The organism is Phycicoccus sp. M110.8, from assembly GCF_032464895.1.
Taxonomy (GTDB): Bacteria; Actinomycetota; Actinomycetes; order Actinomycetales; family Dermatophilaceae; genus Pedococcus.
In genome coordinates this window covers 133715-145761 of sequence record NZ_JAWDIC010000005.1, presented here as the reverse complement: position 1 = coordinate 145761, position 12047 = coordinate 133715, and the positions used below count along the sequence as shown (strand labels likewise).

11 protein-coding genes and 1 tRNA gene are annotated in these 12047 nt (G+C 72.4%); 4 read left to right on the top strand and 8 right to left on the bottom strand.

Annotated elements, in window-relative coordinates:
- Positions 1-58: 58 nt before the first annotated feature.
- The gene (locus tag RKE38_RS19045; RefSeq protein WP_316009049.1) at positions 59-1699 is read right to left on the bottom strand and encodes a hypothetical protein; all 1641 of its coding nucleotides are present in this window, start codon (positions 1697-1699) and stop codon (positions 59-61) included.
- Between the two features lie 7 nt (positions 1700-1706).
- On the bottom strand, positions 1707-4379 hold the full coding sequence (gene polA / locus RKE38_RS19040) for a DNA polymerase I (RefSeq protein ID WP_316009048.1): 2673 nt from the start codon (positions 4377-4379) through the stop codon (positions 1707-1709).
- A gap of 67 nt (positions 4380-4446) precedes the next feature.
- Here polA and RKE38_RS19035 point away from each other — a divergent pair, with 67 nt between their 5' ends.
- From RKE38_RS19035 to RKE38_RS19025, 3 genes are all read left to right on the top strand, one after another.
- Positions 4447-4845, top strand: a complete 399-nt coding sequence (locus RKE38_RS19035; RefSeq protein ID WP_316009140.1) for a hotdog fold thioesterase — start codon at positions 4447-4449, stop codon at positions 4843-4845.
- 200 nt (positions 4846-5045) lie between these two features.
- Positions 5046-5291: a DUF3311 domain-containing protein gene (locus RKE38_RS19030; protein WP_316009047.1), complete on the top strand. Its 246-nt coding sequence runs from the start codon at positions 5046-5048 to the stop codon at positions 5289-5291.
- On the top strand, positions 5288-6772 hold the full coding sequence (locus RKE38_RS19025; protein ID WP_316009046.1) for a sodium:solute symporter family protein: 1485 nt from the start codon (positions 5288-5290) through the stop codon (positions 6770-6772). The genes RKE38_RS19030 and RKE38_RS19025 overlap by 4 nt, the downstream gene beginning before the upstream one ends.
- A 113-nt stretch (positions 6773-6885) precedes the next feature.
- On the opposite strand, the gene RKE38_RS19020 is transcribed toward RKE38_RS19025, so the two are convergent.
- The 3 genes from RKE38_RS19020 to RKE38_RS19010 form a co-directional block, all read right to left on the bottom strand.
- Positions 6886-7440, bottom strand: coding sequence for a GNAT family N-acetyltransferase (locus RKE38_RS19020; RefSeq protein WP_316009045.1), 555 nt, complete (start codon positions 7438-7440; stop codon positions 6886-6888).
- Between the two features lie 232 nt (positions 7441-7672).
- On the bottom strand, positions 7673-8203 hold the full coding sequence (locus RKE38_RS19015) for a GNAT family N-acetyltransferase (protein ID WP_316009044.1): 531 nt from the start codon (positions 8201-8203) through the stop codon (positions 7673-7675).
- Between the two features lie 2 nt (positions 8204-8205).
- Positions 8206-8829, bottom strand: a complete 624-nt coding sequence (locus tag RKE38_RS19010) for an ANTAR domain-containing response regulator (RefSeq protein ID WP_316009043.1) — start codon at positions 8827-8829, stop codon at positions 8206-8208.
- A gap of 178 nt (positions 8830-9007) precedes the next feature.
- On the opposite strand from RKE38_RS19010, the gene RKE38_RS19005 reads away from it, so the two are divergent.
- Positions 9008-9889, top strand: a complete 882-nt coding sequence (locus RKE38_RS19005) for a hypothetical protein (protein ID WP_316009042.1) — start codon at positions 9008-9010, stop codon at positions 9887-9889.
- Here RKE38_RS19005 and RKE38_RS19000 read toward each other — a convergent pair.
- The 3 genes from RKE38_RS19000 to pyk all read right to left on the bottom strand — a co-directional run bounded on the left by RKE38_RS19000 (position 9886) and on the right by pyk (position 11970).
- Positions 9886-10281, bottom strand: a complete 396-nt coding sequence (locus tag RKE38_RS19000; protein WP_316009041.1) for a DNA polymerase ligase N-terminal domain-containing protein — start codon at positions 10279-10281, stop codon at positions 9886-9888. The genes RKE38_RS19005 and RKE38_RS19000 overlap by 4 nt on opposite strands.
- A 59-nt stretch (positions 10282-10340) precedes the next feature.
- Positions 10341-10423: transfer RNA gene (locus tag RKE38_RS18995), tRNA-Leu, on the bottom strand.
- A 92-nt stretch (positions 10424-10515) separates the two neighbouring features.
- A complete protein-coding gene (pyk, locus tag RKE38_RS18990) occupies positions 10516-11970 on the bottom strand; it encodes a pyruvate kinase (RefSeq protein WP_316009040.1) in 1455 nt (484 codons plus the stop codon).
- Positions 11971-12047 lie beyond the last annotated feature (77 nt).

Genomic DNA, 12047 nt, shown 5'->3' with positions numbered 1-12047 from the left:
TTGCGCCAGATGTTACCGACTGGTTGCCCTCGGGGTGCAACTTCGCCGCAACTGGCCCTCAGCGTGTCACGGCCCACACGGCGAAGTGCGGCGTCTCCCGTTCGACGACGACGCCCTCTCCCCGCGCTGGAACCCGTCCTGGCGTGGCCTTCCAGACCAGCACCGCCGAGACGCCGGCACTGCGGAGCGCCGCAGCGTCGAGCGTGTCGGACCCGCCCAGAGCGGCGAGGGCGGGTGGGTCGTCGTCGACGACCACCGTCGCACCGTCCCGCACGACGGTGAGCTGGCGCGAGCCGACGACGTCTGCCGGGACGGCGCGCGAGGTCGAGTCCAGGAAGGGGTCGGCTCCGGCCCACGTCACCCTCCGGAACGGCTGCCACGGCAGGACGAGCAGCGCACCGTCGCCGGCAGCACGCGACGCGGCGTCGACCGCCGGCTGCCAGTCCGCCGGCACTGTCACGGGCCGGTAGGCGGCGCGGACGTCCCGGGGCAGGTCAGGCACGGACAGGAGCGCGACGCTCGCCAGCGCGATCGCGGCCGCAGCACGGCGGATGCCGGGCACCCGCTGCTCGCCCGTGTCGCCCGACGGCGAGCTCCCCTTTCGGGCGACGAGGGAGGCCAGCAGCACGGCGGCCGCGAGGGTGGTCGGCGCCAGCCACCGGTGGGTGTCCCGACCGATGGCCACACCCGGCACCGCCTGCAGCGCGGCGAGGAGGTCCAGCCCCGGCCCCGCGGAGACGGCCCACGCCACGAGGACCGGCACCAGCCAGGCGGCCGCCACCAGCCGCCCCAGGCGTCGGTCTCGCAAGGTCACGCGCGCCAGCCCCGCAGCCGCGAGCAGCACGAGGACCAGGCCGGCCACCACGGCCACGGCCGTCCCCCTCGACGCCGGCCGGGCCGCCGGCGCCCAGATCCCGCCCAGCGTCAGGAGCGAGCCGAACGTCCCCAGGGGCGTGTCCGCGCCGGCCGCGAAGGCCCGGGCGCCGTCGGGATCCGCCGCGCCCTGCCGGTGGACGACCGCGGCGAGCAGCCACGGCAGGCACCAGGCGACGGCCAGCGACCCCACCGTCACCAGCCACCGGACGTTGCGCCGGTGCCCGGTCAGCAGCGACACCACCACCGCGACGACGGCCGCGGTCAGGCCACCCCAGGGGGTGAGTGCCGCGGGGAGCGCCGCGACCAGCAGGGCAGCGGCCGCGCGCCAGCCGGAGAGCCGGGAACGGACCGCGACGACCACCCACGGCAGCATCGAGTAGGCCAGCAGCGTCGGCGGCTGCCCGACCAGCAGGCGCTCGGCCACGAACGGGTTCCACCCGGCCGCCACCGCAGCGACCACCATGCTGGCCGGTCCCCACCGCCGCACCAGCACGCCCGCGCCCAGGCTCGCCAGGAACACGGCCCCCACCAGCATGAGCTGCTGCTGCACGCCCACCGGCAGCACGGTCGCGAGGGCCGTGGTCACGGCGTCGAGTGGTACGGCTCGCGGCGCCGACCCCCCGCCCCAGGTGGCGTCGCTCCACCGGGGGCGCGGCACCCCCACGAAGTCGCGGTAGAGGAGCACCCCCGGCCCGAGCGAGCCACCCGTCACCGCCAGGGCGACGGCGGCGGAGGCCGCCGCGGTCAGCGCGACGTCGCGTCGGACCGACCGCCGCTCCGCCGGCCCGCGGTCGGCGCGCGCCGGCAGGCCCCTGCTGCCCACCGAGGACTCAGTGCGCGGCGTCGTGCCAGGAGCGGCCGACCCCGACGCTGACGTCGAGCGCCACGTCCATCTCGACCGCATGCCCCATCTCGCGGCGCACCAGGGCCTCGACGTCGTCGCGCTCCCCCGGCGCGATCTCGAGGACGAGCTCGTCGTGCACCTGGAGCAGCTGGCGCGACTTCGCCCCGGCCTCGGCCAGCGCGCGGTCCACGCGGAGCATGGCGACCTTGATGATGTCGGCGGCCGAGCCCTGGATCGGCGCGTTGAGCGCCATCCGCTCGGCCATCTCGCGACGCTGGCGGTTGTCGCTCGTGAGGTCGGGCAGGTAGCGGCGACGACCCAGCATGGTCTGGGTGTAGCCGGTCGCCCGGGCCTCGGCCACCACGTCGCGCAGGTAGTCGCGCACCCCGCCGAACCGGGCGAAGTACTCGTCCATGAGGCCCTGGGCCTCGCCGGTCGAGATCGTCAGCTGCTTGCTCAGCCCGAACGCCGACAGGCCGTACGCGAGGCCGTAGGACATCGCCTTGACCTTCGAGCGCATCTCGAGGGTGACGTCCTGCGGCTCGACCGAGAACACCCGCGACCCGACGAACCGGTGCAGGTCCTCGCCGGTGCGGAACGCCTCGATCAGGCCCTCGTCACCGGAGAGGTGCGCCATGATCCGCATCTCGATCTGGCTGTAGTCGGCCGACATCAGCGACTCGTACCCGTCGCCGACCACGAACACCTCGCGGATCCGGCGGCCCTCCTCCGTGCGGATCGGGATGTTCTGCAGGTTCGGGTCGGTCGAGGACAGCCGGCCGGTCGCCGCGATGGTCTGCTGGTAGGTCGTGTGGATGCGCCCGTCCTCGGCGACCGACTTGAGCAGCCCCTCGACGGTGACCCGCAGCCGCGAGGCGTCGCGGTGGCGCAGCAGCGCCTCGAGGAACGGGTGCTCGGTCTTGGCGTACAGGTCGGTCAGCGCGTCGGCGTCGGTCGTGTACCCGGTCTTGGTGCGCCGCGTCTTCGGCAGGCCGAGCGTCTCGAACAGGACGACCTGGAGCTGCTTGGGCGACCCGAGGTTGATCTGGTCGCCGCCGATCGCGTCGTAGGCGTCCTGCTGTGCCTCGCGCACCTTCGCGGCGAAGTCGGCCTCGAGGCCGGTCATGGTGTCGACGTCGGCGGCGATGCCGGTGCGCTCCATGCCCGCGAGCACCCGCTCGAGCGGCAGCTCGACGTCCTGCTGGAGGGAGGCACCTCCCGTGGCGTCCAGCTGCTCCGAGAGCGCCGCCGCCAGGTCGAGCACGGCCCGGGCGCGGACCATGGCGTCCTGCGCACCGCCGAGGTGCTCGTCGCCGAAGTCGAGCAGCCCCTGGCCGGTGGACTCGGTCTCGGCCCGCAGCTCGCGGCCGAGGTGGCGCAGCACGAGGTCGGCCAGGTCGTACGACCGCTGGTCGGGCCGCACCAGGTAGGCGGCCAGCGCGGTGTCGGTGGCGACGCCGTGCAGGTCCCAGCCCCGCGCGTACAGCGCGAGCATCGGCCCCTTGGCGTCGTGCAGCACCTTGGGCCGCTCTGGGTCGGCCAGCCAGGCGCCGACCGCCGCCTCCCCCTCGGGGTCCAGGGTGGTGAGGTCGAGGTATGCCGCGGCGTCGCCCTCGGTGGCCAGGGCCAGGGCCGTGGCGTCGCCCGTCCCCCGGCCCCAGTGGCCGACGAGGTGCACGCCCACGCGGGCTCCGGGCGCGGCATACGTCGTGAGCCACCCGGCAACCTCCTCGGGTGCCAGCACGGCGCCCTCGAGGTCGAACCCGTGGTCGGCCTCCTCCTGCGGCGCCTCGAGGTACTCGAAGAGGCGGTCGCGCAGGACGCGGAACTCGAGGCTGTCGAAGACGGTGTGGATGAGCTCGCGGTCCCAGTTGCGGCGCTCGAGCTCGTCGATGCTGACGGGCAGCGGCAGGTCGCGGACGAGCTGGTTGAGGCGCCGGTTGCGCAGCACGTCGTTGAGGTGCTCGCGCAGCGACTCCCCCGCCTTGCCCTTGATCTCGTCGGCGTGCGCCACGACACCCTGGAGGTCGCCGTAGAGGCCGAGCCACTTCGCGGCGGTCTTGGGCCCGACACCGGGGACGCCGGGCAGGTTGTCGCTGGACTCGCCGACGAGGGCCGCGAGGTCGCTGTAGCGCTCGGGCGAGACGAGGTACTTCTCCTCGACCTTGGCGGGGTCCATCCGCCACACCTCGGAGACGCCGCGCACGGGGTAGAGGAGGGTGACCTTGTCGGTGACGAGCTGGAAGGCGTCGCGGTCGCCGGTGCAGATGACGACGTCCATGCCCTGTTCGGTGGCCTGGGTGGTCAGGGTGGCGATGACGTCGTCGGCCTCGTAGCCGTCGACCTCGACCCAGCGGATCTTGAGCGCGTCGAGGATCTCGCGGACGAGCGGGATCTGGCCGGAGAACTCGCTCGGGGTGGCCGACCGGGTGGCCTTGTAGTCGGCGTACTCCTCGCTGCGGAACGTCTGGCGCGAGACGTCGAAGGCGACGGCGACGTGTGTCGGCTGCTCGTCGCGCAGGACGTTGATGAGCATCGAGGTGAAGCCGTAGACGGCGTTGGTGTGCTGGCCGGTGCTCGTGGAGAAGTTCTCCGCGGGCAGCGCGAAGAACGCGCGGTAGGCGAGCGAATGACCGTCGAGGAGAAGCAGGCGACTCACACGTGGCAGCCTAGGGCCCGTGACCGACACGACGAACCACGAGGCCTTCCTCGAGGCCCTCGAGACGATGAACCCGAACTCGCTCATGAAGCGGATGGAGATCGAGATCCTCGAGGCCTCCCCCGAGCGGGTCGTCGCCCGCATGCCGGTCGAGGGCAACACCCAGCCCTACGGCCTGCTGCACGGCGGGGCGTCGGTGGTGCTGGCGGAGACCCTCGGCTCGATCGGGTCGGCGCTGCACGCCGGGCCGGAGCGGATCGCGGTCGGCCTGGACATCAACGCCACGCACCACCGCGCCGCGCGGTCCGGCTTCGTCACCGGGACCGCGACCGCGCTCTCCCTCGGCAGCACGCTGGCGTCGTACGAGATCGTCGTGACCGACGACCACGACCACCGCGTGTGCACCTGCCGCATCACCTGCCTGCTGCGCGACGCCCCTCCCGGCGCGCCCCGCCCCGGCGCCTGACGCGCGCCCGGCGCCTGACGCCCGCCCGGCACCCGACGCCGGAGCCGCGGGATTCAACAGAGTGTTGAATCCCGTTGTCCTGCAACGCCAAACGCTGTCCGAATTGAGGGCAATGTCTTGACGTGTCCGGTTGGCCCGAGGATGGTGTTCTGACATGCGGAAGGTCTCTTCCGCACACCGGAACGACCGAAGGGCACGACATGACGCAGCCACGCAGTGACACCCCCCGGCGGCTCCAACCCGGGAGCGCGGGACGCCTCGTCCTGGCGGCCCTGCCCTGGGTCGGGATGCTCGTGCTCGCGCCGGCGGCGAACCGGGTCGAGCCGTTCGTGCTCGGGCTGCCGTTCCTGCTCTTCTGGATCGTGCTCTGGGTGGCCCTCACCGCCGTCTGCATGTCGGTCGTCTACCTCACCGACCCGCGCAACCGGGCGGAGGAGCTCCGGTGAACGCCGCCCTGCCGGTCCTCGGCCTGTTCCTCCTCGTCGCGCTCGGCCTGGGGCTGTGGTCCCGCCGGGGCAAGGAGATGAGCCTCGAGCAGTGGTCCGTCGGCGGCCGCGGCTTCGGCTCGATCTTCGTCTTCCTGCTCCTCGCCGGTGAGATCTACACGACCTTCACCTTCCTGGGCGCCAGCGGCTACGCGTACAGCCACGGCGGGGCCAGCTTCTACATCCTCTGCTACGGCGCCCTGGCCTACGTGCTCTCGTACTGGCTCGCCCCGGCGATCTGGCGCTACGCCAAGAAGGAGCGCCTGCTCAGCCAGCCCGACTGGTTCGTCCGCAAGTACCGCAGCCGCAACCTCGGGCTCATCGTGGCGGTCATCGGGATCATCGCGATGATCCCCTACCTCGAGCTGCAGCTCACGGGCCTCGGCATCATCGTCGAGGAGACCTCCTACGGGTCGATCAACCGCACCGCCGCCATCTGGATCGGCGGCGTCGTCCTCGCCGTCTACGTCGCGATCTCCGGCATCCACTCGGCGGCGTGGAACGCCGTGATCAAGGACATCATGGTGCTGGCCGTGGTCGTGGGGATCGGCACGTACCTGCCGTACCACTACTTCGGCGGCATCCCCCAGATGTTCCAGCGGGTGCAGGCGCACCAGGCGGACTTCCTCAGCCTGCACGACCCCGCCCACGACACCGGTTGGTTCATCACGTCGATCCTGCTGTCGACCCTCGGCTTCTTCATGTGGCCCCACTACTTCGGGGCCATCTACTCCTCCAAGGACGAGAAGACCTTCCGCCGCAACGCCTCGTTCCTGCCGCTGTACCAGCTGGTCCTGCTCTTCGTCTTCTTCACCGGCCTGGCCGCGGTGCTCGTCGTCCCCGGCCTCAAGAACGGCGACCTGTCGCTGCTCGCCGTCACCCGGGACGCCTTCCCGCCCGTGGTGGTCGGGCTCGTCGGGGCAGCCGGGCTGTTCTGCGCGCTGGTGCCCGGCGCCATGCTCCTGACGACCTGCGCCACCATGCTGGCCAAGAACGTCTACCAGGACTACGTGCCGGGGGCCTCGGACACGCGGGTGACCTCGCTGGCCCGGCTGTGCGTGCCGCTGGTGACGGCGGTCGCCCTGTTCCTGACCTTCCAGGGCGGGAGCGCCATCGTCAACCTGCTGCTGCTCGGCTACGCCTTCGTGACCCAGCTGTTCCCCGCGATGATCATGAGCCTGCTGCGCACCAACCCCGTCACCAAGTGGGGCGCGGGAGCCGGGATGCTGACCGGCACCGTCGTCGTCGCCTGGCTGACCCTGGGTGAGCACACGGTCGGCGACGTCTTCCCCTTCGTCCCGACCTCGTGGGAGCACCTCAACGTGGGCATCGTCGCCCTGCTCGCGAACATCGTGGTCTGCGCGGCGGTCTCCGCCGGCACCCGGTCGACCGTGGGCGCGACCGCAGCCGAGCCGGTCGAGCAGCGCGTGACGGTGGGCTGACGGCACGACCGCCGCCCGTGCGCGCCCCGAGCGCAAAACAACGGTTGCGCGGCATACCGCGGGACAACAACCCGAGGTATGCCGCGCAACCGTTGTTTTGCGCGAAGGGTGGGTCAGCCGGCGAGGCGGCTGCCGGCGGTGGCGCGGGCCCTGGCCCGCAGCGACCGGCGGCGGTGCAGCAGCTGCTCGAGCGAGGCGTGGTGCCGCTCGTCGGTGCCGAGCCGGCGACGCAGCGCCGAGACCGTCGTGATCCGCCGCACCACCTGGGAGCTGAAGCCGAGGCGGGCGAAGAACCGGTTGGCCTCGCGGTGCTGCGCCGGCACGTTGCAGCCGATCTGCTCGCAGCCGCGCGAGTCGGCATACAGGGTCACGGCGGTCATCAGCTGCCGGGCCACGCCGTGCTTGCGCTGCTCAGGCGCCACGTAGAGCTGGTCGATGGTCACGCAGGGCGCGTCCGTCAGCGCGGAGAACGGGCTCGTGGCGGCGACGGCGAAGCCGACGGCCTGCCCGTCGCTGAGGGCGACGTACGCCCGGACGTCCTCGCGGTGCAGGGCTGCGGTGATCCGCCCCTCGGAGGCGGCGCGGGACGCGACCTCCGGGCTCACCCCGGCCTCGACCCTCGACGCCATCCAGAGCTCGGCGAAGGATCGCTCCTCGTCCTGACCCACACGCTTCACGCTGATCGAGGGACGGCTCACAAGACTCCTCCAAGGTCGTTGGTCAAGCTCCTGCAGGCTCGGCCCCCCCGACCGATGTCAGGCACCCGGTCGGGCACCCGAAGGAGGACTCTAGGCCCACTGACGACTCTCGGGAAAGGGTGCGGTTTCAACAATCGTCCGGATGGATGAGATTGCGTTCGGCAACCATTGTTGACGGCCCCCGCTCGGGCCCGGCAGCAGCTCACAGCGGCCGCTCGAACACGTAGTCGTCCTCGTACCGGTCCCCCACGAGGAAGCGCTTGGTGCCGACCTGCTCGAAGCCGCTCTTGCGGTAGAACCGCTGCGCACGCTCGTTGAGCTGGTTGACGCCGAGCCACACGCCGACCGCCCCGCGACGACCCGCCGAGTCGAGCGCCGCGTCCATGAGCAGCCGGCTCACTCCTGCCCCGTGGTGGCCGGGCACGACGTAGATCTTCGACAGCTCGGCGGTGGGTCGCAGCCGCAGCGCCGCCCGGACGTCCCCGTCCGCAGGCTCGCCGGCCACGAGCATCGCGTAGCCCGCGGGCTGCTCCTCGTCCTCGGCGAGGAACAGGTTCCGCGCCGGGTCGGCGAGGTAGCGCCGGAAGCAGTCAACCGACAGGACGTCTGCGACGAACGTGGCCACCGACTCCGGCGTGACGTGCGGCGGGCAGGCGAGCGCGAACGTGGCAGCGGCCACGACGTGCAGCGTCTCGGCGTCGTCGGCAGTGGCGGCGCGGACCGTGACCGCCACGCTCAGGCCTTGTCCATCCCCGTGATGACGGCGTCGGCGACCTCGCGCATGCCCAGGCGGCGGTCCATGGCCGTCTTCTGGATCCAGCGGAACGCCTCGGCCTCGCTGATCTTGAGCTTCTTCTGCAGGATCCCCTTGGCCCGGTCGACGGCCTTGCGCGTCTCCAGCCGCTCGCCGAGGTCGGCGATCTCCTGCTCGAGGGCCTTGACCTCGGTCCAGCGGTGGCGGGCGATGTCGATGGCAGGGCCGAGGTCGCTCGCGGTGAACGGCTTGACGATGTACGCCATGACGCCGGCGTCGCGCGCCCGCTCGACGAGCTCGGTCTGGCTGAAGGCGGTGAGCATGACGACCGGGCAGATCCGGGCGGCGCCGATCTGCTCGGCGGCAGTGATGCCGTCCATGACCGGCATCTTGACGTCCATGATGGCCAGGTCGGGCTGCAGCTCGGTGGCCATCTCCACCGCCTGCTCGCCGTTGCTGGCCTGGCCGACGACCTCGTAGCCGGCCTCGGTCAGCATCTCGGCCAGGTCGAGGCGGATCAGGGCCTCGTCCTCCGCGACCAGGATGCGCAGGGCGGTCGGGGCCGCGGTGTCCTCGGCGGGCGTCTGTGCCTGGGTCTCGCTCACCCGGACAACCCTAGATGACGCGCGTTAACGGCACGTTGCGGGTGCATGTGCCCGGGGTTCCGGGTCGGGTCTGGCTGGTGGGGTCGGGTCCGCGCGAGAATGGCGCCGACCGGCGACGCCGGCCCCACCGCCCGGCCCGGGCACGCCCCGGACCCCGGGCCCGGACCCTGGAGGGCCAGTGGGCGACTTCCCCCGTCCCCGCCACCGGCCGACCTCTGCCGCGATGCGCGTCGTCTGGGCGGTGGTCGCCTTCCTCGGCGGCGGGCTCGTCGGGCTGTTCCTCGTGCTGCCCCGCACCCGCTTCCTGCGACCTCGCCGGGTGCTGGCCTGCGAGCTGTGCCAGCGCCGGCACCGGCGACTGCTCGCCGGGATGGTCGTCCTCGCCGTGCTGTCGGTGGGCGGGTTCGGGCTGCGGGTGTCACAGCGGGCCCGGGAGCTGCCGGCCTGCGTGGCCGACACGTCGATCGCCGAGGGCCGGCGGGTCATCGACCCCAGGGCGCCCAGCCGGCCCGCTGCCTGGGCCACCCTCCGGTCGGTGATGACTGCGCCGGTGAGCGGCCTCGCCCTGGGCTTCGTCGAGCTCCGTGGACGGGGCCTGTGCAGCGTCGGGGACCCACCGATCACCCTGGCGTTCGTGCCCCAGGCCGAGCACAAGGCCGGGAGCATGGTCGGCGAGGTGTTCCTCGCCTCCCCCGAGCCCCGGATCAACCCGGTGCGGGCACGCGAGCTCGCCCTGCACGAGTCGCGGCACGTCGACCAGTGGGCCGTGTGCAGCATCCTCGGCGGCATCGCGCTGCTGCCGGTGCTCTACCTCGTCGACGACACCCTCTACCCCGGGTCGGAGAACCACTTCGAGCAGGCGGCGGGGCTCGACGACGGTGGCTACCCTCCCCCGCCGGACCCGCCAGTCGGCCCACGCGGGTGGGCGATCGCCCTGTGGCTCGGAGTGGTCCTGCTGCTGGCGCGCCGGCGCGTGCGCTGGGCGGTCCGGACGGCCGTCCGGCGGCGCAGCACCCACACCCCGGGCCGGTGCGCCGTGCACACGACCGGCTGGACCTAGGCCGGGTCCGACTCGTCGGCTGGTTGGTCGGCCGCCTGGTCGGTGGGCTGGTCCTTGAGCAGGTGCAGCAGTGCGCCCTGCCCGGTGCTGATGAGTGCGTACCGGCGCGCGCCGCCGCGACCGTGGAGCACGAAGACGAACCGCCGCTCGTCCCGGTCCTCCAGCTCCCACCAGCCCGTGTCGGCGATGGACTTCGTGGCGTCCTCGTAGGTCGCGTGCCCCAGGTCGTGGTCGTCGACGGGGACCGCGAGCCGGTCTGCGCCGGGGCGCGTGGGCAGGCCCCTGGGCACGGCCCAGGACCGCAGCACGCCGTCCTGCTCGAGCCGCAGGTCGAAGTGGTGCCGCGGTCGCTGGTGCTCGTGCAGCACGAACACGGGCCGCCCTCTGTTCACCAGCCCAGTCCAGCAGAACGCAGCGCACCCCGCCCGGTCGGGGCGGGGTGCGGTCGCGGTGCCGAAGGGGGGACTCGAACCCCCACGCCCTTGCGGGCAGAGCATTTTGAGTGCCCCGTGTCTGCCATTCCACCACTCCGGCCGGGCCGGCATCCGCAGCCGGCACGGGCGCCCGCAGGCGCGCGCACAGCATACAAAGGCGCGCGGCCGCACCGGGCCACCCCGGCGCGTGCCTCAGAGCTCGTTGAGGTCCTCGTATGCCGGGGCCACACCGTTGACCGCGTCGCCCATCTTGTGCACGCGCAGGGCGTTCGTGGACCCGGGGATGCCGGGCGGGGAGCCCGCCACGAGGATGACGAGGTCGCCCTCCTGGGCGCGCCCCTCGGCGAGCAGGGACCGGTCGACCTGCAGGGCCATCTGGTCGGTGTGCCGCGCCATCGGCACGAGGAAGGTCTCGATGCCCCAGGCCAGGGCCAGCCGCGACCGGGTGTGCTGCTCGGGCGTGAAGGCGAGCATGGGGATGCGGGGCCGCATGCGCGACATGCGCTTGGCCGTGTCGCCGGACTGGGTGAAGGTGATGAGGAACTTGGCCCCGAGCAGGTCGCCGATCTCGACAGCCGCGCGGGACACGGCGCCGCCCATGGTGTGCGGCTGGGTGCCGAGCGGCGGGATCCGCTCGAGCCCGTGCTCCTCGGTGCTCTCGATGATGCGGGCCATGGTGCGGACGGCCTCGATGGCGTAGGCGCCGACGCTCGTCTCGCCCGACAGCATGAGCGCGTCCGCGCCGTCGAGGACGGCGTTGGCGGCGTCGGAGGCCTCGGCCCGGGTGGGGCGCGGGTTCTCGATCATCGACTCGAGCACCTGGGTGGCGACGATGACCGGCTTGGCCTGGCGGCGGGCAATCTCGATGGCGCGCTTCTGCACGATCGGGACGTCCTCGAGCGGCAGCTCGACGCCGAGGTCACCGCGGGCGACCATGACGCCGTCGAAGGCCTGGATGATCTCGGTGAGCGCCTCGACCGCCTGCGGCTTCTCGATCTTGGCGATGACCGGCAGCCGGACCCCGACCTCGTCCATGACCTCGTAGACGTCGTCGAGGTCGGCGGCGGACCGCACGAAGGACAGCGCGATCATGTCGGCGCGCAGCCGCAAGGCCCAGCGCAGGTCCTCCTTGTCCTTCTCGGACAGCGCGGGGACGGACACGGCCACGCCGGGGAGGTTGATGCCCTTGTTGTTGGACACCGTGCCGCCGACGGTGACGGTGCAGCGCACGTCGGTGTCGGTCACCTCGGTGGCCTGCAGCGCCACCTTGCCGTCGTCGATCAGGAGGACGTCGCCGGGGCGGACGTCACCGGGCAGCCCCTTGTACGTGGTGCCGACCTCGTCCTGGGTGCCGTCGACCTCGCGGGTGGTGATGGTGAACGTGTCGCCGTTCGCGAGCGAGACCGGGCCCGAGCTGAACCGGCCGGTGCGGATCTTGGGGCCCTGGAGGTCGACGAGGACCCCGACCGCGTGGCCGGTCTCGTCGCTCGCCCGTCGGATCTCCTTGTAGATCCGCTCGTGCTCGGCGTACTCGCCGTGCGAGAGGTTGAGCCGGGCCACGTCCATCCCCGCGTCGACCAGCTCGCGGATCTTCTCGGGGGTGGAGACGGCCGGGCCGAGGGTGCACACGATCTTGGCGCGACGCATACGTCGACCTTATCGGGCGCCCCGGGACGCACGTGACCCCGGTCACCCTCCGGACAGACCCGGAGGGTGACCGGGAG

What these genes read in the sequence shown, in the direction of transcription:
- pyk (WP_316009040.1), bottom strand. Translation starts at nt 11,970, where the DNA reads ATGCGTCGCGCCAAGATCGTGTGCACCCTCGGCCCGGCCGTCTCCACC.
- RKE38_RS19035 (WP_316009140.1), top strand. Translation starts at nt 4,447, where the DNA reads ATGAACCCGAACTCGCTCATGAAGCGGATGGAGATCGAGATCCTCGAG.
- RKE38_RS19030 (WP_316009047.1), top strand. Translation starts at nt 5,046, where the DNA reads ATGACGCAGCCACGCAGTGACACCCCCCGGCGGCTCCAACCCGGGAGC.